Source organism: Pseudomonas sp. BJa3 (assembly GCF_026343815.1).
In the GTDB taxonomy this organism is placed as follows: Bacteria; Pseudomonadota; Gammaproteobacteria; order Pseudomonadales; family Pseudomonadaceae; genus Aquipseudomonas; species Aquipseudomonas soli.
Map to the genome: position 1 here is coordinate 112,890 of NZ_JAOXMC010000017.1, position 23,283 is coordinate 136,172.

A 23,283-nucleotide genomic window follows, 5' to 3' on the forward strand; every position below is an offset into this window, starting at 1 on the left:
GGCGGCCCCTGAGCCTTCAGCTTGCGAACACTTCCTTGAGCAAGTTATGCATCGAGCGGAATGCCCGCTCCGAGGTGCGCCGGTCGTACTGCATCTTGCCCGGCACATTGGCGTTCGGATCGGTGAACGAGTGCACCGCCCCGCCATAGCTGAGCAACTGCCAGTCAACCTTGGCAGCATTCATCTCTTCTTCGAAGGCTGGCAACTGTTCCCTTGGCACCAATGGGTCGGAGGCACCATGCAGCACCAGCACCGAACCCTTGATGCGTTTGGCATCCTCGGGGTTCGGGGTATCCAGCGTGCCGTGGAACGACACCGCCGCCCTCAGATCGGCGCCGGTGCGGGCAAGCTCCAGGGCACAGCAGCCGCCAAAGCAGAAACCGAACGTCGCGACCTTGCCTGGCTCGAGCAGCGCCTTGGACTGTCCGAGCAATTGCGCCAACGCTTCCTGCATGCGCTTGCGCAGTTCGGCGCGGTCGTTCTTCAGCGGCATCATCGCCGTACCGGCTTCGTCAGCATTGGACGGCCGCACCGACTGGCCATACAAGTCGGCAATCAGCACCACATAGCCTTGCTCGGCCACTTCCTTGGCGATACGTTCGGCGCCCTCGCCGATACCCATCCAGTTCGGCGCCATCACCAGGCCCGGCTGCGGCAGCGCGCCCGGGGCGTAGGCCAGGCGGCTTTCGTAAGCCTTGCCTGACAGGTGATAAACCAACGACTCGACGATGACCTTGCTCATTCAGCTCTCCTTGGGCGTTCACGGGTCAGGACAGGATAGATGTATTCGTGGCAACGGCAGACATGAAAAAGCCCGCCGAAGCGGGCTTTTCTTGCCTCAGGTCAAGCCGACAGCTCGACCAGCAGCTTGTTGAGACGGCGTACGTAGGCCGCCGGATCCTTCAAGCTGTCACCGGCCGCCAGGGCCGCCTGGTCGAACAGGATGTGCGAAAGCTCGGCGAAGCGATCTTCACTCTGCTCGCCATCGAGCTTCTCGATCAGCGGGTGGCTCGGGTTGAACTCGAAGATCGGCTTGGACTCCGGCACCTTCTGCCCGCTGGCCTCGAGGATCTGGCGCATCTGCAAGCCCAGGTCCTGTTCACCGATGGCCAGGATCGCCGGCGAGTCGGTCAGGCGGTGCGATACACGCACCTCGGCAACGCTGTCACCCAGCGCGCCCTTGAGACGCTCGACCAGGCCTTCCTTGTCCTTGGCGACTTCTTCCTGGGCCTTCTTGTCCTCTTCGGAGTCCAGCTTGCCCAGGTCCAGGTCGCCGCGGGCGACGTCGACGAAGGCCTTGCCGTCGAACTCGTTGAGGTAGCTCATCAGCCACTCGTCGATGCGGTCGGTGAGCAGCAGCACTTCGATGCCTTTCTTGCGGAAGACTTCCAGGTGCGGGCTGTTCTTGACCTGGGCGTAGGATTCGCCGGTCAGGAAGTAGATCTTGTCCTGGCCTTCCTTGGCGCGGGCCAGGTAGTCGGCCAGGGCGACGCTCTGCTCGCCGCTGTCGTCATGGGTGGAGGCGAAGCGCAGCAGGCTGGCGATCTTCTCCTTGTTGGCGAAGTCCTCGGCCGGGCCTTCCTTGAGCACCTGACCGAAGTTTTTCCAGAAGCCCTTGTACTGCTCGGGTTCGTTCTTCGCCAGTTTCTCCAGCATGTCCAGCACACGCTTGGTCAGCGCGGTCTTCATCGAGTCGATGATCGGGTCTTTCTGCAGGATCTCGCGGGAAACGTTCAGCGACAGGTCGTTGGAGTCGACCACGCCCTTGATGAAGCGCAGGTACAGCGGCAGGAACGACTCTGCCTGGTCCATGATGAACACGCGCTGCACGTACAGCTTCAGGCCGCGTGGCGCTTCGCGCTGATACAGGTCGAACGGCGCGCGGGCCGGCACGTACAGCAGCGAGTTGTACTCGAGCTTGCCTTCGACCTTGTTGTGGCTCCAGGCCAGCGGGTTCTCGAAGTCATGGCCGATGTGCTTGTAGAACTCCTGGTACTCCTCGTCCTTCACCTCGGTGCGCGAACGGGTCCACAGGGCGCTGGCGCGGTTGACGGTTTCCCATTCCTGCTCCGGCTTTTCCTCGCCTTCGGCGGCCTCGGCCTGCTCCTTGGGCAGCTCGATCGGCAGGGCGATGTGGTCGGAGTACTTCTTGACCACGTTGCGCAGACGCCAGCCATCGGCGAATTCATCCTCGCCCTTCTTCAGGTGCAGGACGATGCGGGTACCGCGCTGCGGCTTGTCGATGGTGGCGACTTCAAACTCGCCCTCGCCTTTGGATGACCAGTGCACGCCCTCGGCGGCCGGCAGGCCGGCGCGACGGCTGAACACGTCGACCTTGTCGGCGACAATGAACGCGGAGTAGAAGCCCACACCGAACTGACCGATCAGGTGCGAGTCCTTTTTCTGGTCACCGGTGAGGTTCTTCATGAAGTCGGCGGTACCGGACTTGGCAATGGTACCCAGGTGCGCGATCACGTCTTCGCGGCTCATGCCGATGCCGTTGTCCTCGAGGGTAACGGTGTTGGCAGCCTTGTCGAAGCTGAGGCGGATCTTCAGGTCGGCGTCGCCTTCGAGCAACTCAGGCCTGGCCAAGGCCTCGAAGCGCAGCTTGTCAGCGGCGTCGGAGGCGTTGGAGATCAGCTCGCGCAGGAAGATCTCCTTGTTCGAATACAGGGAATGGATCATGAGGTGCAGCAGTTGCTTTACCTCGGTCTGAAAGCCCAGGGTTTCTTTTTGAGTCTCCACACTCATGGTCTTCAAAACTCCAATCTGTTGGTTGGTGACGCCTGGCGGCCAGCGGGCCGTTTTGATGGCGGATGTCCAGCAGATGGGGGCAGCCCTGACTATTTCAAGGGCTTTTCGGGTTCAATCTTGAAATGCGCGCGCGCCGTGGCGATCGGGGTGTCGCGATCACCCTGCCAGGCGGTAATGGCGACGTTGGTCACCCGCCGCCCCTGGCGCCACAGCTGGCACTGGGCGTAGGTATCGCGGTAAAGGCCAGCACGCAGGTAATCGATGGAGAAATCGATGATCTTCGGAATGCTCGCGCTTTCGCTGTAGATCAGCAGGTAGAGCGCCGCGGACAGCTCCATGAACCCGGCGATCACGCCGCCATGGATCGCTGGCAGCAACGGGTTGCCGATATTGTCCGGATTGGCCGGCAGACGGAACAGCAGGTCTTCGCCCTGGCGCTCGCATTCGATACCGATCAATCCGGCATAGGGGATCAACGCCAGCAAGGGCTGGTAATCACCCCGGGCGTGGGCCTGGTTCAGCTGCTGGCGGATATCGCTGGGGATCACGTGCGGCGCTCCTTGAGGCTGTTACCGAAGCGGATGCCGCCTTTGACGTCCTGCCCCAGGCGCATGAAGGTGCCGACTACCTGGCAGATCGGTTGCACAGGGTCATCCTGGTAGGCTGTCCCCCGGGTGAAGATGACATCGCGGGTCACACGGTAGCACTGGGCATGGCCATGGATGTCCTTGCCCGCCTCGGCCGGGTGCATGTAGTCGATGCGCAGGTCCAAGGTCGGACATACCTCGAAGCTGGGCAGCGCGCAGAGCGTAGCCATGCCGCACGTGGTGTCCATCAGCGTGGTCAGCACACCACCATGCACCGCGCCATTCTGCGGATTGCCGACAATGGCCGGCGACCAGGGCAGCACCAGGGTCATGCCATCGGCGTCGGCATGCTGCACCCGCATCTGTAGTACCTGGCAATGTTTCAATGCCGACAGAAAGCGCTCGGCCATCGCCATCAATGGTGTCTCGTTCATTGTCCGCCGCCGCATAAAATGGGTAAAAAGTCTATATAGGCCAGGCAGTTATATATCTGTAACCTGCGTTGAACTTATTCGCCGGCAGGGTACTCGAAGGAACATACAAAGTTATTCCACCCAGGAGAAACACCCCATGCGTAAACCTTTTGCTTTTGCTCTGATGCTGGCCGCTGCCATGGGCCTGGCTGCTTGCGATAAAGCGAGCGAAGACAAAGCCCAGGACGCACAGCAACATGCCGAGCAAGCCCAAGAGAAGATGGACGAAGCTCAGGATAAGATGAACGACGCCGCCAAGGAAAACGCCGAAGCCGCCAAAGATCAGGCCGAAGCGCAGCAGAAGGCCGCCGAGGAAGCCGCGCCTTCCACTCCAGCGCCGGCCACTGCACCTGCCGAGCCTGCCAAGCAGTAATCTCGCGACATAAAAAAACCCGACACTGTCGGGTTTTTTTATGCCTGTCATTTAACGCTGAAAGGCTTCAGCCTGCACTTTCGGAAGTGTCCCTGCTCGCCTCTACCGGTGCACTTTCGGTGGGCGTGAACACCATCACTTCCAGTACATGGGAGTGGAACTCACGGCGATACAGGATGAACACCACACCCACGCTCATGGCCATGAACAGCCAGGGGCTGATGAACCAGCTCAACATGGCCATGCCGAAGTAATACGAGCGCAACCCCAGGTTGAACTGGTTGGCGGCCAGCGACAGCACCCGCGCCGCCCGGGAGGCGAAAGCCTTGCGTTCTAGTTCGTTGACCTGACGTTCGCCTATCATCGGCGCCGAGCCCACCAATACTGCGGCGAAGTTGTATTGACGCATGCACCAACTGAACGTGAAGAACGCATAGACGAACACCGTCGCCAGGCACAGCAGCTTGATTTCTGACATGCCTTGGGACGCCTGCTGTACCAGCGGCAGGTCGGCCAGCAGCGACAACGCGCGGTCGGACGCACCGAGCACGGTGAGGATGCCGGCAAGAATGATCAGGGTGCTGGAGGCGAAGAACGATGCATTGCGCTCCAGGTTGCCTATCACGCTGGCATCGGCGATGCGGTTGTCGCGCAGCAGCATGCGGCGCATCCAATCCTCGCGGTAAAGGTGCAACACGCTGGCCAGGCACGCGGTGTCGCGCCCCTTCCAGGTGGCATAGCGGGTGTAGCCGCCCCAGCAGATGGCGAACCAGCAGACGGCCAGGAGGTTGCCAAGGTTGTTTTGGATGAAGGTCATGCAGGAATCCCTTAAAGAGAAACAGACCGGTGTTCGACGCCCGGATTCGTTAAAAGATACGCCATCGCGCGATAGCGTCGGTCCAGGCCACAAAAAACCCCGCGCCTTTCGGCAGCGGGGTCTCGATAACCACCTTTGACGGGGGCCCTTTGGCTTTTGGCCAGCGCCCCGTCCATCAGGTTTCAATCCATCAGGCCAGCGCCTCGCGCGGCTTGCCCAGCATGCGGTCGCAGACCACGGCGACAGCCAGGGTCACCACCGAAGGCACCAGCCAGGCCATGCCTTCGTTGCTGAACGGCAGGTGAGCCAGGGCGTCAGGCAGTGCGTGGGCGAAGCTGCTGCCCTTGATGGCGTCGACAACGCCGAACACCAGCGACACCAGCATGACCGGCGCCAGGATGCGGGTTGGCGAGTTCCACAGGTCCTTCACGAAGCTCAGGCCCACGACCACGATGCACGGCGGATAGATCGCCGTCAGCACGGGAATCGAGAACATGATCAGCTTGGTAAGGCCCAGGTTGGAGATCACCAGCGAGAAACCAGCCAGGATCACCACCAGCGCACGGTACGACAGCGGCAGGATTTGGCTGAAGTATTCGGCACAGGCGCAGGTCAGACCCACGGCGGTGACCAGGCAGGCCAGCGCGATCAGTACCGCCAGGAAACCACTGCCCAGCGAACCGAAGGTGTGCTGCACATAGGCATGCAATACCATCGCACCGTTGGTGGCATCGGCTGCGATGTCATGACTGCCCGCGCCGAGGCGGAACAGGCTGACATACACCAGGACCAGACCCAGGCCGGCAATCAGGCCCGCAATGATGGCATAGCGGGTGATCAGCTTCGGCGACTCGACACCACGCGAACGGATGGCATTGACGATGACGATACCGAAGACAAGTGCCCCCAGCGTGTCCATGGTCAGGTAACCATCGGAGAAACCTTTGGAGAACGCAGCGGCGGCGTAGGCAGGCTGGGCCTCACCGATGGTGCCGGCCGGCAATGCGAACGCCGCGATGCCCAGCACAGCCAGGGCGATGATCTTCAACGGCGCGAGGAAACGCCCTACGGTGTCGAGCAGCTTGCCCGGGTACATGGACACGGCCAGGACCACCGCGAAGTACACCACGCTGTAAATGAGCAGAGCGAGCGGGCTTTCACCGGTCAGCGGTGCCACGCCCACTTCGAACGACACGGTCGCAGTGCGCGGGGTGGCGAACAGCGGGCCGACCGAGAGGTAGCACACCGCCGCCAGCAGGCCGCCGAAGAACTTGCCGATCGGGCTGCTCAGGGCATCCATGCCGCCACCGACCTTGGCCAGGGCGATCACGGTGATGACCGGCAGGCCCACGGCGGTGACCAGGAAGCCGAGTGCGGCCATCCATACGTTCGGGCCAGACTGCAGGCCGACGATAGGCGGGAAGATGATGTTGCCGGCGCCTACGAAAAGCGCAAACGTCATAAAGCCAAGCGCCAGGATATCCTGGCCTTTTAACACTTTCATTTAAGGAAATACCACACTGCTGAAATCGGGAGTCGGAGGGGATTTCCCATAGGATGAAGGGAAATGCTGCCCGGCTTGGTGAGCCAGACCCGTTTAGCGTGTCGTTCCCTTTTGGGGTACGGGCACAGAGTGAACGCGTAGCCTACCTGTTTTGCCTGACAAACGCACTGGCACAGTGCTGCTTGTCCGATGTGCGTATGTGTTTGTCGTCTTGTTGAACGTGTTCAGCGACAATTTATTGCGTATTCAAACGAATGTCTGGTTGAAAATCCTGATAGCGACCATCGGAATTTCCGAAGGTGTGCAGCCCCATCTTCCAAGCGATCCCCGTTAACGACAAAGGCCACCCGAAGGTGGCCTTTGTGCGCGTGGGGGGTATTGCGTGTTACTTACTTCTTGACTTCCCAGCCAGTCAGCTCGGCCAGGGCCTTGCCGATGTCAGCCAGGGAACGCACGGTTTTCACACCAGCGTCCTGCAGGGCGGCGAACTTCTCGTCCGCAGTACCCTTGCCACCGGAGATGATGGCGCCAGCGTGGCCCATGCGCTTGCCAGCAGGTGCGGTAACACCGGCGATGTAGGAAACGACAGGCTTGGTCACGTTGGCCTTGATGTAGGCCGCGGCTTCTTCTTCAGCGGAACCGCCGATTTCACCGATCATGACGATCGCTTCGGTCTTCGGGTCTTCCTGGAACAGCTTCAGGATGTCGATGAAGTTGGAGCCCGGGATCGGGTCACCGCCGATGCCGACGCAGGTCGACTGGCCGAAGCCGGCGTCGGTGGTCTGCTTGACAGCTTCGTAGGTCAGGGTGCCGGAACGCGAAACGATACCGACCTTGCCTGGCAGGTGGATGTGACCTGGCATGATGCCGATCTTGCACTCGCCCGGAGTGATCACGCCTGGGCAGTTCGGGCCGATCAGGGTCACGCCCAGCTCGTCGCACTTGACCTTGGCGTCCAGCATGTCGAGGGTAGGGATACCCTCGGTGATGCAGACGATCAGCTTGATGCCACCGAAGGCGGCTTCCAGGATCGAGTCCTTGCAGAAAGGAGCCGGTACGTAGATGACCGACGCGTCAGCGCCGGTAGCTTCCACAGCTTCTTTCACGGTGTTGAACACCGGCAGGCCCAGGTGGGTGGTGCCACCCTTGCCCGGGGTGACGCCGCCGACCATCTTGGTGCCGTAGGCGATGGCTTGTTCGGAGTGGAAAGTACCCTGCGAGCCGGTGAAGCCCTGGCAGATGACTTTGGTGTCTTTATTGATCAGGACGCTCATTACTTGCCCTCCGCAGCTTTGACAACTTGTTGAGCAGCGTCGGTCAGGCTGGTTGCCGCAATGATGTTCAAACCGCTTTCTGCCAGTACTTTAGCGCCCAGTTCGGCGTTGTTGCCTTCAAGGCGAACGACGACCGGAACCTTGACGCCGACCTCTTTCACCGCGCCAATGATGCCTTCGGCAATCATGTCGCAGCGAACGATGCCGCCGAAGATGTTGACCAGTACGGCCGCGACATTGCTGTCGGACAGGATGATCTTGAACGCTTCGGTAACGCGCTCTTTGGTAGCCCCGCCGCCAACGTCGAGGAAGTTGGCAGGCTTGCCGCCGTGCAGGTTGACGATGTCCATGGTACCCATGGCCAGGCCGGCACCGTTGACCATGCAGCCGATGTTGCCTTCGAGGGCAACGTAGTTCAGTTCGAACTTGGCGGCGTGGGCTTCACGGGCGTCATCCTGCGACGGATCGTGGAAGGTCTTCAGCTTCGGCTGACGGTACATGGCGTTGGCGTCGATGTTGATCTTGGCATCGAGGCAGTGCAGATCGCCATCGGCCTTGATCACCAGCGGGTTCACTTCCAGCAGGGCCAGATCGTGATCCTTGAACAGCTTGGCCAGGCCTACGAAGATCTTGGCGAACTGCTGAACTTGCTTGCCTTCCAGGCCCAGCTGGAACGCCAGCTCGCGACCCTGGAACGGCTGGGCACCGACCAGTGGATCGATGGTGGCCTTGAGGATCTTCTCAGGAGTGTCGTGAGCGACTTTCTCGATGTCCACGCCACCTTCGGTGGAGGCCATGAACACGATGCGGCGGCTCGAACGGTCGACTACAGCGCCCAGGTAGAGCTCTTTGGCGATGTCAGTGCAGGACTCGACCAGGATCTTGGAAACTGGCTGACCATTGGCGTCGGTCTGGTAGGTAACCAGGTTCTTGCCAAGCCACTGTGCAGCGAACGCCTTGGCGTCTTCCTTGCTGCGAACCAGCTTGACGCCGCCCGCTTTACCGCGACCACCGGCGTGGACCTGGGCTTTTACAACCCACTCGGAACCGCCGATCTTGTCGCAGGCTTCTGCTGCAGCTTCAGGGGTGTCGACTGCGAAACCCTTGGAAACTGGCAGGCCGTACTCAGCGAACAGCTGCTTACCCTGATACTCGTGAAGATTCATGCTTTTTACCGTCTTCGTTAGGTACTGCGCTTCGGCGCTGCGCCATTACTGGCGCCGCACCACCTGTGACCGTTGACCCTGGGTTTTCCCATGTGATCCGGTCCGGCGGACGTTCCGCGGTGAGTCTTGCACGCAAGACCCACGACGGGCAGCCCGCCGTGGTTTCTTATAATTAACGCTTCTTACGGTTGGCGACGTGAATGGCACCGCCATTCACCGCCAGCGCTGCTTCATGCAGCGCTTCGGACAGGGTCGGATGGCTGAAGACCATCATGCCCAGATCCTCGGCACTGGTGCCGAATTCCATTGCGATCGCGCCTTGCTGGACCAGCTCGGCAGCGGATGGGCCGATCACATGTACACCCAGCACACGATCGGTTTTAGCATCGGCGATGACCTTGACGAAACCACCGGTATCGTTGGCTGCCATCGCACGGCCGCTGGCCGCGAACGGGAAGGTGCCCACGTTAACCTCAACGCCTTCGGCTTTCAACGCCTGTTCGGTCTTGCCGACCCACGCGATCTCCGGGTGGGTGTAGATGACGGAAGGAATCAGGTCATAGTTCATCTGGGCTTTGTGGCCCTTGATGCGCTCGACGACCATGATGCCCTCTTCCGAGGCCTTGTGCGCCAGCATCATGCCGCGCACCACGTCGCCGATGGCGAACACGCCAGGAACGCTGGTGGCGCAGTGATCGTCAACGAAGATGTAGCCACGCTCGTCAATGGTCACACCGCTGTCGGCGGCCAGCAGGTCGGTGGTCACCGGGCGACGGCCGACCGCGACGATCAGCTTGTCGAAGGTGATCTTCTGCTCGCCTTCGGCATTGGTGTAGGTAACTTCGACTTCGTCGCCGTTGACTTTCGAGCCGGTGACGCGAGCGCCCAGCTTGATGTCCAGGCCTTGCTTGGTCAGGGTCTTCTGGGCCTCTTTCGACACGGCAGTGTCGGCAGCCATCAGGAAGGTGTCCAGGGCCTCGAGCACGGTGACTTCGGCACCCAGGCGCGCCCAGACCGAACCCAGTTCCAAGCCGATAACGCCGGCACCGATGACGCCCAGGCGCTTAGGAACCGATTGGAATTCCAGTGCGCCGGTGGAGTCGACGATGACTTTCTGGTCGACCGGAGCCGGAGGAATATCGATCGGGCGCGAGCCGGAAGCCAGGATCACGTTCTCGGCTTCGATGACTTCGGTAGTGCCGTCAGCCTTGGTAACTTCGACTTTCTTGCCGGCCAGCAGCTTGCCGTGGCCCTGGATCGAAGTGACGCCGTTGGCCTTGAACAGGGTGGCAACACCGCCGGTCAGGTTCTTGACGATGCCGGCCTTGCGGCCAACCATCGCGGCGACGTCCATCTTCACTTCACCCGTGGAGATACCGTGGACGTTGAAGCTCTCTTTGGCTTCCTTGTACTTCCAGGAGCTGTCCAGCAGTGCCTTGGAAGGAATGCAACCTACGTTCAGGCAGGTGCCGCCCAGGGCCAGCTTGCCCTCGGCGTCGGTGTATTTCTCGATACAGGCAGTCTTCAGACCGAGTTGGGCAGCCTTGATGGCGGCAACATAGCCGCCAGGACCTGCACCAATCACCACTACGTCGAATTTCTGGGTCATAAAAGATTCCTTATCAGCTACAAGCTACAAGCCGCGTACCGCACGGCCCCGTCTCTTGAAGAACGGGGCCGGCGGCGCGCAGCTAGTTGATTAGATGTCCAGCAGCAGGCGAGACGGATCTTCCAGCAGGTTCTTGATGGTCACCAGGAAGGTTACCGCTTCCTTGCCGTCGATCAGGCGGTGGTCATAAGACAGCGCCAGGTACATCATCGGACGGATCACGACCTGGCCATTGATGGCCATCGGGCGCTGGATGATGTTGTGCATACCCAGGATCGCGGCCTGCGGCGGGTTGACGATCGGGGTCGACATCATCGAGCCGAAGGTACCACCGTTGGTGATGGTGAAGGTACCGCCGGTCATCTCTTCGATGGCCAGCTTGCCGTCACGGGCCTTCTTGCCGAAGGTGGCGATGCCGTTCTCGATCTCAGCCAGGCTCATCGACTCGGCATTACGCAGTACCGGCACCACCAGGCCACGGTCGCTGGACACGGCGACGCCGACGTCGGCATAACCGTGGTAGACGATGTCGTTGCCGTCGATCGAGGCGTTGACTGCCGGGAAGCGCTTGAGCGCCTCGGTGGCGGCCTTGACGAAGAACGACATGAAGCCCAGGCGCACGCCGTTGTGGGTCTTCTCGAACAAGTCCTTGTACTTCGAACGCAGGGCCATGACCTCGGTCATGTCGACTTCGTTGAAGGTGGTCAGCATCGCCATGTTCGACTGGGCTTCGACCAGACGCTCGGCAATCTTGGCGCGCAGACGGGTCATCGGCACGCGCTTCTCGGTACGGTCGCCGGCGGCAACGACAACCGGGGCAGCGGCGGCTGCGGCGGCAGGCTTGGCCGCTGGAGCCGGGGCGGACTTCTTGTTGGCGACGGCGGCAACGACGTCTTCCTTGGTGATGCGACCGCCCTTGCCGGTGCCGGCAACGGTAGCCAGGTCGATGCCGTTCTCTTCGGCCAGCTTGCGCGCAGCCGGGGCGGCAACCGGGTCGTCTTCACCAGCGTCGGCGGCAACGGCGGCTGGAGCGGCAGCGGCCGGGGCAGCAGCCGGAGCAGCAGCGGCAGCGCCGCCCTCCACGATCGAACCCAGCACTTCGTCGGACAGGACGGTGTCGCCCTCGCCCTTGACGATGGCGCCCAGCACGCCGTCGGCAGTGGCCAGGACTTCAAGGACGACCTTGTCGGTTTCGATGTCGACGATCAGCTCGTCACGCTTGACGGCGTCGCCCGGCTGCTTGTGCCAGGTGGCAACGGTGCCATCGGCAACCGATTCCGGGAAGGTTGGGGCTTTGATCTCGATAGCCATTATCTGTGTTTCCTTAAATTCGGTTTCAGGTGCGCGAAGGCGTTAGACGGTGAACGCGTCTTGCAGCAGTTTTTCCTGCTGCTCGGCGTGCTTCGATGCGTAACCACAGGCTGGCGCGGCGGAAGCGTCGCGGCCGGCGTATTCCAGAACCAGTGCCTTGTTGTGGCGGCCCAGGATACGGCGCATGTGATGCTGGCTGCTGTACCAGGCGCCCTGGTTCATCGGCTCTTCCTGACACCACACTGCATGCTTGAGGTTGGTGTAAGGCGCCAGGATTTCGACCAGGTCGTCCTCAGGGAACGGATACAGCTGCTCGATACGCACGATGGCGATGTCTTCGCGGCCTTCGGCACGGCGTTTTTCCAGCAGGTCGTAGTAGACCTTGCCACCGCACAGGACCAGGCGCTCGACCTTGGCCGGATCGAGGTTGTCGATTTCCGGGATCACGGTCTGGAACGAACCTTCGGCCAGATCTTCCAGCGTCGAGATGGCCAGCTTGTGGCGCAGCAGCGACTTCGGCGTCAGCACGATCAGCGGTTTGCGCAGTGGACGGATGACCTGGCGACGCAGCAGGTGGTAGATCTGGGCCGGGGTGGTCGGCACGCAAACCTGGATGTTGTGCTCGGCGCACAGCTGCAGGTAACGCTCCAGACGCGCGGAGGAGTGCTCCGGACCTTGCCCTTCATAACCGTGTGGCAGCAGCATGGTCAGACCGCACAGGCGGCCCCACTTGTGCTCACCGCTGGTGATGAACTGGTCGATCACCACTTGCGCACCGTTGGCGAAGTCGCCGAACTGAGCTTCCCAGATCACCAGCGCGTTCGGCGTGGTGGTCGAGTAGCCGTATTCGAAGGCCAGCACGGCTTCTTCCGAAAGGAAGGAGTCGTACAGTTCGAAGCGCGGCTGGCCCGGGAACAGGTTCTTCAGCGGTACATAGGTGCTGGCGTCCTTCTGGTTGTGCAGCACCGCGTGACGGTGCGAGAAGGTGCCACGGCCGATGTCCTGGCCGGTCATGCGGATCGGGTGCCCTTCGAACTGCAGGGTGGCGTAGGCCATGGTCTCGGCGTAGCCCCAGTTGATCGGCAAGCCACCGGCCTGCATCTTCTGGCGGTCTTCGTAGATCTTGGCGACCTGACGCTGGACGACGAAGCCTTCTGGAAGCTCCAGCAGCTTGGCCGACAGTTCCTGCAGGGTCTTGAGGTCGAAGCGGGTGTCATGACGCGCGGTCCAGGCATGGCCCAGGTAGGGACGCCAGTCGACGAACAGCTCGCGGTTCGGCTCCTTGACCAGGCTCTTGACTACATGCAGGCCGTTGTCCAGGGCGTTGCGATACTCGTCGATCTTGGCCTGGGCGCGTTCGGCATCGATGCGGCCGGCGCTGATCAGTTGCTCGGCGTACAACTCACGGGTGGTGCGCTGCTTGCTGATCTGCTGGTACATGAGCGGCTGGGTGCCGTTCGGCTCGTCGGCCTCGTTGTGGCCGCGGCGGCGGTAGCAGACCAAGTCGATGACCACATCACGCTTGAACTGCATGCGGTAATCGATGGCCAGCTGGGTGACGAACATCACCGCTTCAGGATCGTCGCCGTTCACGTGCAGGATCGGCGCCTGGATCATCTTGGCAACGTCGGTGGCGTACTCGGTTGAACGCGCGTCGAGCGGATTGCTGATGGTGAAGCCGACCTGGTTGTTGATCACGATGTGCACGGTGCCGCCGGTCTTGAAACCGCGGGTCTGCGACATCTGGAAGGTTTCCATGACCACGCCCTGGCCGGCGAACGCTGCGTCGCCGTGGATCGAAATCGGCAGAACCTTGTCGCCAACGCTGTCGTTGCGGCGATCTTGGCGGGCGCGAACCGAACCTTCCACCACTGGCGAGACGATTTCCAGGTGGGAGGGGTTGAACGCCATGGCCAGGTGGACTTCGCCACCGGGGGTCATCACGTTGGAGGAGAACCCCTGGTGGTACTTCACGTCACCGGAGCCCAGCTCGTTCATCTTCTTGCCTTCGAACTCGTCGAACAGCTCGCGCGGGTTCTTGCCGAAGGTATTGACGAGCACGTTCAGACGGCCACGGTGGGCCATGCCGATCACGACTTCCTTGGTACCGTAGGAACCGGAGCGCTGGATCATTTCGTCCAGCATCGGGATCAGGCTCTCACCGCCTTCCAGGCCAAAGCGCTTGGTGCCCGGGTACTTGGTGCCCAGATACTTCTCAAGGCCCTCACCGGCCGTGACGCGCTCGAGCAGGTGTGCCTGCACGTCGGCGGAGAACTCGGGGCGGCCACGCACGCTTTCCAGGCGCTGCTGGAACCAGCTGCGCTGCTCGGAATCGACGATGTGGGTGAATTCGGCACCAATGGTGCGACAATATGTCTTCTCGAGCGCCTCGAAAATTTCGCGTAGGCTCGCTTCCTCTTTGCCGATGAACAGGTCGCCGGCACGGAAGGTCGTATCAAGATCGGCATTGGTCAAGCCGTAATGATTGATCGACAGGTCTACGGGCGCAGGACGCTGCCACAACCCCAACGGGTCGAGCTTGGCAGCCTGATGGCCGCGCATACGATAGGCCTGGATCAGTCGCAGCACTTCAACCTGCTTCTTCTCGTGTTCTGTGCTCACGCTCCCGGCGGAAACCGGTTGGGCGCGGCGCTGGTTCTTTGCCAGCAGTACGAAATGGTCGCGGATCGTCGAGTGCGAGACATCGGTAGCGGTGCTGCCGTCGGCGGGCAACTTCTGGAAGTAAGTGCGCCACTCTTCTGGCACAGCGTTAGGGTCGTGCAGGTAGAGCTCATAAAGCTCTTCCACATATGCAGCGTTACCACCTGAAAGGTGGGCGCTTTCCCACATGCGCTGCATCACGCTTTCTTGCATGCTTGGTCACCCTCGGTTAGGGGACTGATCGGCGAGAGCCACAGCAAACCTGGAAAAGTCCGAACACAGCGACTGAACCACGCCACCTGGATCCTGCTGATTTTCCGGGTACCAGCCCGGAAGCCCCTGCTGGTCTCATATCTTCATAGGTAATGAGCGCGGGCTTTGTGAGCCCTTGCTCGGGTTTTACCTCAGTGCGGGCTCACCACCCGCACCTCGGCTTACTGCAGGTACAACGCTTTGAATCAGGTGCCGCTTTGCAGCAGCATGTTACGTACGTGGCCGATCGCCTTGGTCGGGTTCAGACCCTTCGGGCAAACGTTCACGCAGTTCATGATCCCGCGGCAGCGGAACACGCTGAACGGGTCATCCAGGGACGCCAGGCGCTCCTGAGTCTTGGTGTCACGGCTATCGGCCAGGAAGCGGTAGGCCTGCAGCAGGGCGGCGGGGCCCAGGAACTTGTCCGGGTTCCACCAGAACGATGGGCAGGAGGTCGAGCAGCAAGCACACAGGATGCACTCGTACAGACCGTCCAGCTTGTCGCGGTCTTCCGGCGACTGCAGACGCTCGATGGCCGGGGCCGGCGTGTCGTTCTGCAGGAATGGCTTCACCTTCTCGTACTGCTTGTAGAAGATGCTCATATCGACCACCAGGTCACGAATGACCGGCAGGCCAGGCAGCGGACGCAGTACCAGCTTATTGCCCTTGACCACGCCCGACAGCGGGGTGATGCAGGCCAGGCCGTTCTTGCCGTTCATGTTCATGCCATCGGAACCGCACACGCCTTCACGGCAGGAGCGACGATACGAGAAGCCCTCGTCCTTTTCCTTGATCAGTGCCAGCACGTCCAGAACCATCAGGTCCTTGCCGCCGGTATCGACGTCGAACGACTCCATCTTGGGCGCCGAGTCGGTGTCGGGGTTGTAGCGATAAACTTCGACTTTCAACATAGCAGCCACCCTTAGTAAGTCCGGACTTTTGGTTCGAAGGCAGGAACTGTCTTCGGCGCAAAGTTGACACCACGCTTGGCGACGCGCTTCTCACCCGGGTAGTACAGGGTGTGGCACAGCCAGTTTTCGTCGTCACGGTCTTCGAAGTCTTCGCGGGCGTGTGCGCCACGGGACTCTTTACGGGCTTCGGCCGCGATGGCGGTAGCTTCGGCGACTTCCAGCAGGTTCTGCAGCTCCAGCGCTTCGATACGCGCGGTGTTGAAGGCCTGGGACTTGTCGTTGATCTTGACGTTGGCGATGCGGTCACGCAGGCCAGCCAGTTGCTCGATACCCTTCTGCATGTATTCACCGGTACGGAATACACCGAAGTAGTTCTGCATGCAGCTCTGCAGTTCGCGCTTCAGGCTTGCCACGTCTTCGCCGCTGGTACGCTCGTTGAGCTTGTTCAGGCGGTTCAGGGCAACATCGACGTCGGTGTCGCTGGCATCGCGGTACTCGACGCCTTCGGTCAGCGCCTTTTCCAGGTGCAGGCCGGCGGCACGGCCGAACACCACCAGGTCGAGCAGCGAGTTGCCGCCCAGGCGGTTGGCGCCGTGGACCGATACGCAAGCCACTTCACCCACGGCGAACAAGCCCGGGATGATGTGATCCTTGCCTTCGGCGTCCATGGTGATGGCCTGGCCATGAATGTTGGTGGCGACGCCGCCCATCATGTAGTGGCAGGTCGGCACGACCGGTACCGGGGCGACTACTGGATCGACGTGGGCGAAGGTCTTGGACAGCTCGCAGATACCTGGCAAGCGGCTGTGCAGCACTTCCTCGCCCAGGTGATCCAGCTTCAGCAGCACGTGGTCCTTGTTCGGGCCCACGCCGTTGCCGGCGATGATTTCCTTGACCATGGAACGAGCGACCACGTCGCGGCCGGCCAGGTCTTTCGCGTTCGGCGCGTAACGCTCCATGAAGCGCTCGCCGTGGGCGTTGATCAGGTAGCCACCCTCACCGCGGCAACCTTCGGTGACCAATACACCGGCGCCGGCGATGCCGGTCGGGTGGAACTGCCACATCTCGATGTCCTGCACCGGTACGCCGGCACGCAGGGCCATGCCGATACCGTCGCCGGTATTGATCAGGGCGTTGGTGGTGGAGGCGTAGATACGACCAGCACCGCCAGTCGCCAGCACGGTGGCCTTGGACTTGATGTACATGGTTTCGCCGGTTTCGATGCAGATCGCGATCACACCGACGAAAGCGCCGTCCTGGTTTTTCACCAGGTCAACGGCGTAGTACTCGTTGAGGAAGGTGGTGCCTGCCTTCAGGTTGCCCTGGTACAGGGTGTGCAGCAGCGCGTGACCGGTACGGTCGGAGGCTGCACAGGTACGGGCAGCCTGGCCGCCCTTGCCGAAGTCCTTGGACTGGCCACCGAACGGACGCTGGTAGATACGGCCGGTTTCGGTACGCGAGAACGGCAGGCCCATATGGTCGAGCTCGAAGACCGCGGCCGGGCCTTCCTGACACATGTACTCGATAGCGTCCTGGTCACCGATGTAGTCGGAACCCTTGACGGTATCGTACATGTGCCAGCGCCAGTCGTCGTTCGGGTCGGCCGAAGCGATGGCGCAGGTGATGCCGCCCTGGGCGGAAACGGTATGCGAACGGGTCGGGAACACCTTGGTGACTACGGCGGTCTTGTGGCCGCCTTGAGCCAGTTGCAGTGCTGCGCGCATGCCCGCGCCGCCACCACCAATGATGATGGCGTCGAAGGAAATGGTTGGAATGTTAGCCATGAATCAGATACCCCAGAGAATCTGCACACCCCAGACGAAGTAAGCGAACATCGCAACGCCGCATACCGCCTGGAACAGGAAACGAATCGCAGTCGCCGACTTGCCGAACGCCATCGGCGTCAGGTAGTCGGTGGCAATGGTCCACATGCCGACCCAGGCGTGTGCGCCCAGGGCAACGAGGGCCAGCAGACTGAAGATGCGCATCGCATTGTTGGTGAACAGAGCATGCCACTGGGCGTAGTCGATGCCCGGGTGGGCGGCGAGGTAGCCGATCAGGAAAATGAAGTAAGCCGCGAGAACGACCGCCGAGACGCGCTGCGCCATCCAGTCGTAGAGGCCCGAACGCGACAGGTTCGTGACGTTAGTTACCATACCCAAACTCCTGCCAGAACGATCAGCACCACGGAGATGACGATCACGATTTTCGAGCCCAGCTTGCCGCCTTCCAGCGTCTCACCGACCCCCATGTCCATGATCAGGTGGCGCACACCTGCCACGAGGTGGTACAGCAGGCCGGACAGCAGGCCCCAGGTCACCAGTTTGGCCAGCGGACTGGTCAGACACGCCTTCACCTCGGCAAAGCCTTCCTCCGAACCCAGCGACTTGCCCAGTGCGTACAGCATGATGGCAAGGCCGAGGAAGAGGATGACGCCGGAAATACGGTGAAGAATGGACGTGTACGCGGTGATCGGGAGTTTGATGGTCCTTAGGTCTAGGTTTACAGGTCGTTGGCTTTTCACGGCTTTTTTCACACTGAAGAGCCCCTAGCTAACAGGGCAAAGTTGTTGGTAAGTGTACTGGTCAGGTACCCACCACCCAGGAGAGCGACGACACCCAGCAGGGCGGGCTTGAAAGCCCCTGGGAGTCGGCTGCCGAGTATAGACAGTTAGGCTGCTTATGACAACGTGAGGGGCTAGCCCAAATAGCGCATTGCCTTTAACGGACAAAAGGCGTAAACGGGCGAGAATTTCGTGAAAAATCAGGCCTCAGAGGGCGTTTCAACCAGCCTTTAGGCAAATTGACATTCGAATTTATCCCTCTATAGTGGTGCGGGCCCTGCGTGGGGGGTCTGTCTGATGATTTCAAGCATTAATAGGAGGCCACATGGCTGACAAAAAAGCGCAGTTGATCATCGAGGGCGCTGCCCCCGTCGAGCTGCCCATTTTAACCGGCACCGTTGGTCCCGATGTTATCGACGTCCGCGGGTTGGGGGCATCAGGCCACTTCACCTTCGACCCAGGTTTCATGGCGACCGCATCGTGCGAGTCGAAGATCACCTACATTGATGGCGACAAGGGCGTGCTGCTGCACCGCGGCTACCCGATCGAACAGCTCGCCGAACAGTCGGACTACCTCGAGACCTGCTACCTTCTGCTCAACGGTGAATTGCCGAATGCCGAGCAGAAGGCCCAGTTCGTCAGCACCGTGAAGAACCACACCATGGTTCACGAGCAGCTGAAGTCGTTCTTCAACGGCTTCCGCCGCGACGCCCACCCGATGGCGGTGATGTGCGGCGTGGTCGGCGCTCTGTCGGCGTTCTATCACGACTCGCTGGACATCAATAACCCGCAGCACCGCGAAATCTCCGCGGTACGCCTGGTCGCAAAAATGCCGACCCTGGCCGCGATGGTCTACAAGTACTCCATGGGCCAGCCCATGATGTACCCGCGCAACGACCTGTCGTACGCGGAAAACTTCCTGCACATGATGTTCAACACCCCGTGCGAAATCAAACCGATCAGCCCGGTGCTGGCCAAGGCGATGGACCGGATCTTCATCCTCCACGCCGACCACGAGCAGAACGCCTCCACCTCCACCGTGCGCCTGGCGGGCTCCTCGGGCGCAAACCCGTTCGCCTGTATCGCCGCCGGTATCGCCGCACTGTGGGGCCCTGCCCACGGCGGTGCGAACGAAGCCGTACTGACCATGCTCGATGAAATCGGCGATGTCTCGAACATCGACAAGTTCATCGCCAAGGCCAAGGACAAGAACGACCCGTTCAAGCTCATGGGCTTCGGTCACCGCGTGTACAAGAACCGCGACCCGCGCGCCACCGTGATGAAGCAGACCTGCGACGAAGTGCTCAACGAGCTGGGCATCAAGAACGACCCGCAGCTGGAACTGGCCATGCGCCTGGAAGAGATCGCCCTGACCGATCCGTACTTCGTCGAGCGCTCGCTGTACCCGAACGTCGACTTCTACTCGGGCATCATTCTCAAGGCCATCGGCATTCCGACCAGCATGTTCACTGTGATCTTCGCCCTGGCGCGGACCGTCGGCTGGATCTCGCACTGGAAGGAAATGCTCTCCAGCCCGTACAAGATCGGCCGCCCGCGCCAGCTTTACACCGGCTACGAGCAGCGTGACATCGTCGAGCTGAAAGACCGCAAGTAAGCCTTTTCGGCCGAACGCAAAAAGGCTGCCCTCGGGCAGCCTTTCTTGTTTCTGCATTACCAGCGCCGATCACTGTTTCTCGGCACGCTCCTTCAACCCCTTCAGGGTATTGAACGGTGCATCCACCACGAACTTGTTGGCCAGCCAGGACGGCACGCTGCCACCTGGTTCGGTGTGCACCTGGTAGGTCACCTCGGTGCTGTCACCCTTGGGCACCAGCTTCCAGTAGCCCTCTACCTGGGCGACGCGCACGAAGCCCTTTTCCTCCGGCAGATACTTCGGCTGCTCCTCAAGCTTGCGGGTCAGGCTACCATCAGCCTCCTGGACAGTGGTCACATGCAGGACGGAATCGCGTGGCGTCACCGGCCATGGCGTATTGAACTGAGTGTAGGTCCAGCTCTGGTCGCCCTCGCTCTTGAGCAGTTTCTGCGACTTGCACTCGTGGATCCAGGCGCAGGCCCCGACCACGTCCTCCTGCAACGCCTTGACCTTGGCCAGTGGTGCCTTGATCACGGTCACGCCACGGTAGGCCTTGTACTTGGAACCGGCCACCTCGCTGAGGGACACCTTGATCCCCTCCTCGTCCTTGGCCACCTGCCAGTTCTCGGCCCAGGCCGTGGGTGCCAGCACGACACCCATGCCACACAGCAGTGCAATACGCTTGATCGATCTCATCATCTTGTTCCTTGTTGTCGAGGATCCAACCTGTCATGCCGCCGTCATTTGCTCCAACCACCCGATGATGCGGATGGCCTCGTCACGATCGTTGCCACAGATGTCCGCTTCCGCCTTGAAGCCGCCACACACCTGCGGTCGCTCGGGCTTGCCGAACAGCGCACAGAGGTTTTCGACATTAAGGTGCAGACAGCGTTCGCCGGCCGGCTTGCCCTGGGGCATGCCGGGTATAGGCGAACTGATGGACGGGGCGATGCAGCAGGCACCGCAGCCCTCGCGGCATTTCATGACAACAGGACTCCCAGGAGCAAAACGGGACGAACGTCCCTGGATACTAACCGCTCAAACATATGTTTGAAATTGCCGAACGAATGAAAAAGACCGTGACCCGGCAGTCAGTTACGAAACTCGAAATCGATCGCTGCACCTTCGACATCGCGCCGGCTGTCGTTGCGCAACTGCAGCTGCATTTCGTTGCTGATCAGTCGGCCGTTGAGCTGGAACGGGCTGCTTTCGGATTCCGGCTTGGTGGGGAACATCGACGGCAGCAGAGGCTTGCGCACCACCGGCCCGCCCCCCAGGTCCGGCTCGAGATGCCTGACCATCTCACTCGGCAGGCTCAGGTCGATCTTCGGCTTGTGCAGCGGTTTGGCGACAGCCTTGCTGACAGGCTTGGCCTTCACCTTGGGCCTGGTCTTTGGTTTGGCCTTGGGCTTGACTGCCGGCTTGGCTGCAGCCTTCGCCGCCGACTTGTGCACCCCCTGCGCCTTGGCAGCAGGCTCGGCAGCCTGCACCGCTCCGGCCGGCAGCCAGGGCAACGCGCAACACAGGGCAATGACAAGAGGACGAAACAGGTTCATGGGTACCGGGAACGTAAGCTGCAAAACGCGTATGCTCCCTGTTCCCCACTCATCTGACAAGCCTACAAAAGTGAACCTGTAGGTTCACGGCACAATTGTTGGGCCAGCAGCCCCAGGGTCATCACCGCGCGCTCCGCCTCGCGGTTCCAGGGAATGCCGCAATTAAGCCGGATACAGTGGTTGAACTGCTCGGTGTTACTGAAGATCAGGCCCGGCGCAATGCTGATCCCCTGCTCCAACGCCCGCACATGCAGCTCCTGAGTATTGACTCGCCCTGGCAGGCTCACCCAGAGGATGAAGCCACCTGTGGGCCGGGTCATCTGCGTGCCCTCAGGGAAATGCTGCTGCACCGCCAGCTGGTAGGCACTGAGGTTCTTGCGATATTCCTGGCGAATGTAGCGCAGGTGGCGATCGTAGCCCCCGTTCTCCAGGTAGGCGGCCACCGCCATCTGCGTGACACTGCAGGCCGAGTGCGTGGTGAAGGTCTGCAGGCGCTGGATCTCGTCCTGGTAGCGCCCGGCGATCATCCAGCCGACCCGCACCCCTGGTGACAAGGTCTTGGAGAAGCTCGAGCAGTAGATCACCCGGTCAAGACGATCAAACGCCTTGAGCGCCTTGGTGCGCCCCTGCTCAAACATCAGTTCGCCGTAGATATCGTCCTCGACGATCTGTATGTCGAAATCCGATGCCAAACGCAGCAGTTGCTTCTGCCGCTCCTCAGGAATGGTGCCGCCCAGCGGGTTGCTCAAACGCGCCGTCAACACCAGCGCCTTGATTGACCACTGGTTGGCGGCCAGTTGCAGGGCCTCCAGGCTGATACCGGTAGAGGGATCGCTGGGGATTTCGATGACCTTGAGCCCCAGCAGGTCGGCCAATTGCAGCAGGCCGTAGTAAGTGGGCGACTCGGCCGCGATCAGGTCGCCCGGCCGGGTAAGGACCCGCAGCGCCATCTGGAGCGCATCGACACAGCCATGGGTGACCACCACCTCACGTGGATCGACCAGTACGCCGGCATCACGCATGCGTATGGCGATCTGTCGGCGCAGGGGTTCGAACCCCGGGCTGAACATGTAGCTGAAGGCACGCGGGCTATGGAAGCGCGTTACCTTGGCCAACTGCTGGTGCAGGGCACGCACGGGCAGGTAGTCCACATGCGGCACCGCGGCGCCGAACGGGAAAACCCCATCGCGCCGCGCCTCGACTAGCACTTGCTGGATGATGCTTGCCCGGGTGACCAGGCCCGGGCGCTCGACCCGCGCGATATCCGGGGTCTGCGCCGTCAACGCCGGGGTCTGGTGGACGTAGTAGCCGGACTGCGGCCGAGCACGTATCAGACCCTGATCCTCGAGATTGGCGTAAGCCTGCAGTACGGTGGCATGGCTGACATTGAGCTGCGCGCTCATCTTGCGCACCGACGGCACCCGCTCACCCGGCTGGTAGACACCCCGACGGATGTCATCGGCCAGTTGCTGGGCAATGCGCTGGTACAGCAGCAGGTTGGTCATGGCGTGTTCTCGAAGCGCTGACGGGTCATTGTTCTTGTGTGGCTCACTGCGGGGCCAGAATACCGTAACAGTTACGAAGTGTACTGGGACAGATCGGAGAATAGCCAACAATACAGTTACGTGACAGAGAAGTGATAGCCGACCACGTCGGCGCGCCGACGAACGCTCAAATTACCTTTGGTTCTGCCGTTGCCGTTGCCGTTGCCGTTGCCGTTGCCGTTGCCGTTGCCGTTGCCGTTGCCGTTGCCGTTGCCGATCAAGAGTCTAGCGCCATACCCAGCTAGCGACAGCTGCGTCAGCCCAGGCGCCGCCCGTAACTTCGCGACTTCAGGAGGCCGAACGCAGGTCTTGCGGAGGGAGGTGACGGGCATGG

Annotated in this window: 22 protein-coding genes; 2 read left to right on the forward strand and 20 right to left on the reverse strand. The window is 61.2% G+C overall.

What is annotated here, in order from left to right; translation table 11 throughout:
* Positions 1 to 16 precede the first annotated feature (16 nt).
* From OH705_RS20805 to OH705_RS20820, 4 genes are all read right to left on the reverse strand, one after another.
* Positions 17 to 742 (reverse strand): dienelactone hydrolase family protein, encoded by a 726-nt coding sequence (locus OH705_RS20805; protein ID WP_110605732.1) that lies wholly within the window; start codon positions 740 to 742, stop codon positions 17 to 19.
* Positions 743 to 843: 101 nt separating this feature from the next.
* Entirely contained in the window at positions 844 to 2,751 is a 1,908-nt protein-coding gene (gene htpG / locus OH705_RS20810) for a molecular chaperone HtpG (RefSeq protein ID WP_267302873.1), read from the reverse strand.
* A gap of 92 nt (positions 2,752 to 2,843) precedes the next feature.
* Positions 2,844 to 3,302 (reverse strand): PaaI family thioesterase, encoded by a 459-nt coding sequence (locus tag OH705_RS20815; protein WP_023629623.1) that lies wholly within the window; start codon positions 3,300 to 3,302, stop codon positions 2,844 to 2,846.
* Positions 3,299 to 3,775 (reverse strand): PaaI family thioesterase, encoded by a 477-nt coding sequence (locus OH705_RS20820; RefSeq protein ID WP_267302874.1) that lies wholly within the window; start codon positions 3,773 to 3,775, stop codon positions 3,299 to 3,301. The genes OH705_RS20815 and OH705_RS20820 overlap by 4 nt, the downstream gene beginning before the upstream one ends.
* Positions 3,776 to 3,911: 136 nt before the next feature.
* Between OH705_RS20820 and OH705_RS20825 the strand changes: the two genes are divergently transcribed.
* Complete coding sequence (locus OH705_RS20825; RefSeq protein ID WP_267302875.1) at positions 3,912 to 4,187, forward strand: hypothetical protein; 276 nt, start codon at positions 3,912 to 3,914, stop codon at positions 4,185 to 4,187.
* 67 nt (positions 4,188 to 4,254) lie between these two features.
* On the opposite strand, the gene OH705_RS20830 is transcribed toward OH705_RS20825, so the two are convergent.
* From OH705_RS20830 to sdhC, 11 genes are all read right to left on the reverse strand, one after another.
* Positions 4,255 to 5,004, reverse strand: a complete 750-nt coding sequence (locus OH705_RS20830; RefSeq protein WP_267302876.1) for a DUF599 domain-containing protein — start codon at positions 5,002 to 5,004, stop codon at positions 4,255 to 4,257.
* Between the two features lie 190 nt (positions 5,005 to 5,194).
* On the reverse strand, positions 5,195 to 6,508 hold the full coding sequence (brnQ, locus tag OH705_RS20835) for a branched-chain amino acid transport system II carrier protein (RefSeq protein WP_023629627.1): 1,314 nt from the start codon (positions 6,506 to 6,508) through the stop codon (positions 5,195 to 5,197).
* A gap of 389 nt (positions 6,509 to 6,897) precedes the next feature.
* Positions 6,898 to 7,782, reverse strand: a complete 885-nt coding sequence (gene sucD / locus OH705_RS20840; RefSeq protein ID WP_004376004.1) for a succinate--CoA ligase subunit alpha — start codon at positions 7,780 to 7,782, stop codon at positions 6,898 to 6,900.
* Entirely contained in the window at positions 7,782 to 8,948 is a 1,167-nt protein-coding gene (gene sucC, locus OH705_RS20845) for an ADP-forming succinate--CoA ligase subunit beta (protein ID WP_023629628.1), read from the reverse strand. The genes sucD and sucC overlap by 1 nt, the downstream gene beginning before the upstream one ends.
* Before the next feature lie 172 nt (positions 8,949 to 9,120).
* A complete protein-coding gene (gene lpdA, locus OH705_RS20850) occupies positions 9,121 to 10,557 on the reverse strand; it encodes a dihydrolipoyl dehydrogenase (protein WP_038706504.1) in 1,437 nt (478 codons plus the stop codon).
* Positions 10,558 to 10,647: 90 nt separating this feature from the next.
* Positions 10,648 to 11,868, reverse strand: a complete 1,221-nt coding sequence (odhB, locus tag OH705_RS20855; RefSeq protein ID WP_038706505.1) for a 2-oxoglutarate dehydrogenase complex dihydrolipoyllysine-residue succinyltransferase — start codon at positions 11,866 to 11,868, stop codon at positions 10,648 to 10,650.
* A 42-nt stretch (positions 11,869 to 11,910) separates the two neighbouring features.
* Positions 11,911 to 14,742 carry a 2-oxoglutarate dehydrogenase E1 component gene (locus OH705_RS20860; protein WP_023628894.1) on the reverse strand — a complete coding sequence of 944 codons (2,832 nt, stop codon included), beginning with the start codon at positions 14,740 to 14,742 and terminating at the stop codon, positions 11,911 to 11,913.
* A gap of 245 nt (positions 14,743 to 14,987) precedes the next feature.
* The gene (locus tag OH705_RS20865; protein ID WP_012315348.1) at positions 14,988 to 15,692 is read right to left on the reverse strand and encodes a succinate dehydrogenase iron-sulfur subunit; all 705 of its coding nucleotides are present in this window, start codon (positions 15,690 to 15,692) and stop codon (positions 14,988 to 14,990) included.
* 11 nt (positions 15,693 to 15,703) lie between these two features.
* Complete coding sequence (sdhA, locus tag OH705_RS20870) at positions 15,704 to 17,476, reverse strand: succinate dehydrogenase flavoprotein subunit (RefSeq protein ID WP_023628895.1); 1,773 nt, start codon at positions 17,474 to 17,476, stop codon at positions 15,704 to 15,706.
* A gap of 3 nt (positions 17,477 to 17,479) precedes the next feature.
* Positions 17,480 to 17,848, reverse strand: coding sequence for a succinate dehydrogenase, hydrophobic membrane anchor protein (sdhD, locus tag OH705_RS20875; protein WP_023628896.1), 369 nt, complete (start codon positions 17,846 to 17,848; stop codon positions 17,480 to 17,482).
* Positions 17,842 to 18,228, reverse strand: a complete 387-nt coding sequence (gene sdhC, locus OH705_RS20880) for a succinate dehydrogenase, cytochrome b556 subunit (protein WP_023628897.1) — start codon at positions 18,226 to 18,228, stop codon at positions 17,842 to 17,844. Before sdhC ends, sdhD begins: the two co-directional genes overlap by 7 nt.
* A 352-nt stretch (positions 18,229 to 18,580) precedes the next feature.
* On the opposite strand from sdhC, the gene gltA reads away from it, so the two are divergent.
* Entirely contained in the window at positions 18,581 to 19,870 is a 1,290-nt protein-coding gene (gene gltA, locus OH705_RS20885; RefSeq protein WP_023628898.1) for a citrate synthase, read from the forward strand.
* A 69-nt stretch (positions 19,871 to 19,939) separates the two neighbouring features.
* On the opposite strand, the gene OH705_RS20890 is transcribed toward gltA, so the two are convergent.
* From OH705_RS20890 to OH705_RS20910, 5 genes are all read right to left on the reverse strand, one after another.
* Positions 19,940 to 20,545, reverse strand: coding sequence for an START domain-containing protein (locus tag OH705_RS20890; RefSeq protein ID WP_023628899.1), 606 nt, complete (start codon positions 20,543 to 20,545; stop codon positions 19,940 to 19,942).
* 33 nt (positions 20,546 to 20,578) lie between these two features.
* Positions 20,579 to 20,833 carry a YkgJ family cysteine cluster protein gene (locus tag OH705_RS20895; RefSeq protein WP_023628900.1) on the reverse strand — a complete coding sequence of 85 codons (255 nt, stop codon included), beginning with the start codon at positions 20,831 to 20,833 and terminating at the stop codon, positions 20,579 to 20,581.
* Positions 20,834 to 20,940: 107 nt separating this feature from the next.
* The gene (locus OH705_RS20900; RefSeq protein WP_038706506.1) at positions 20,941 to 21,405 is read right to left on the reverse strand and encodes a hypothetical protein; all 465 of its coding nucleotides are present in this window, start codon (positions 21,403 to 21,405) and stop codon (positions 20,941 to 20,943) included.
* Positions 21,406 to 21,467: 62 nt separating this feature from the next.
* Positions 21,468 to 22,910 (reverse strand): PLP-dependent aminotransferase family protein, encoded by a 1,443-nt coding sequence (locus OH705_RS20905; protein ID WP_038706507.1) that lies wholly within the window; start codon positions 22,908 to 22,910, stop codon positions 21,468 to 21,470.
* A gap of 116 nt (positions 22,911 to 23,026) precedes the next feature.
* A partial coding sequence (locus OH705_RS20910) for a hypothetical protein (protein WP_267302877.1) occupies positions 23,027 to 23,283 on the reverse strand: 257 nt, incomplete at its 5' end.

Bases quoted from the DNA above. Each gene is read 5' to 3' on its own strand.
- OH705_RS20820 (WP_267302874.1), bottom strand. From the start codon at position 3,775: ATGAACGAGACACCATTGATGGCGATGGCCGAGCGCTTTCTGTCGGCA.
- OH705_RS20905 (WP_038706507.1), bottom strand. From the start codon at position 22,910: ATGACCAACCTGCTGCTGTACCAGCGCATTGCCCAGCAACTGGCCGAT.
- OH705_RS20900 (WP_038706506.1), bottom strand. From the start codon at position 21,405: ATGAACCTGTTTCGTCCTCTTGTCATTGCCCTGTGTTGCGCGTTGCCC.
- gltA (WP_023628898.1), top strand. From the start codon at position 18,581: ATGGCTGACAAAAAAGCGCAGTTGATCATCGAGGGCGCTGCCCCCGTC.
- sucD (WP_004376004.1), bottom strand. From the start codon at position 7,782: ATGAGCGTCCTGATCAATAAAGACACCAAAGTCATCTGCCAGGGCTTC.
- OH705_RS20890 (WP_023628899.1), bottom strand. From the start codon at position 20,545: ATGAGATCGATCAAGCGTATTGCACTGCTGTGTGGCATGGGTGTCGTG.
- OH705_RS20860 (WP_023628894.1), bottom strand. From the start codon at position 14,742: ATGCAAGAAAGCGTGATGCAGCGCATGTGGGAAAGCGCCCACCTTTCA.
- lpdA (WP_038706504.1), bottom strand. From the start codon at position 10,557: ATGACCCAGAAATTCGACGTAGTGGTGATTGGTGCAGGTCCTGGCGGC.
- OH705_RS20825 (WP_267302875.1), top strand. From the start codon at position 3,912: ATGCGTAAACCTTTTGCTTTTGCTCTGATGCTGGCCGCTGCCATGGGC.
- sdhA (WP_023628895.1), bottom strand. From the start codon at position 17,476: ATGGCTAACATTCCAACCATTTCCTTCGACGCCATCATCATTGGTGGT.
- odhB (WP_038706505.1), bottom strand. From the start codon at position 11,868: ATGGCTATCGAGATCAAAGCCCCAACCTTCCCGGAATCGGTTGCCGAT.
- OH705_RS20805 (WP_110605732.1), bottom strand. From the start codon at position 742: ATGAGCAAGGTCATCGTCGAGTCGTTGGTTTATCACCTGTCAGGCAAG.
- sdhD (WP_023628896.1), bottom strand. From the start codon at position 17,848: ATGGTAACTAACGTCACGAACCTGTCGCGTTCGGGCCTCTACGACTGG.
- OH705_RS20865 (WP_012315348.1), bottom strand. From the start codon at position 15,692: ATGTTGAAAGTCGAAGTTTATCGCTACAACCCCGACACCGACTCGGCG.
- sucC (WP_023629628.1), bottom strand. From the start codon at position 8,948: ATGAATCTTCACGAGTATCAGGGTAAGCAGCTGTTCGCTGAGTACGGC.
- OH705_RS20895 (WP_023628900.1), bottom strand. From the start codon at position 20,833: ATGAAATGCCGCGAGGGCTGCGGTGCCTGCTGCATCGCCCCGTCCATC.
- OH705_RS20830 (WP_267302876.1), bottom strand. From the start codon at position 5,004: ATGACCTTCATCCAAAACAACCTTGGCAACCTCCTGGCCGTCTGCTGG.
- brnQ (WP_023629627.1), bottom strand. From the start codon at position 6,508: ATGAAAGTGTTAAAAGGCCAGGATATCCTGGCGCTTGGCTTTATGACG.
- htpG (WP_267302873.1), bottom strand. From the start codon at position 2,751: ATGAGTGTGGAGACTCAAAAAGAAACCCTGGGCTTTCAGACCGAGGTA.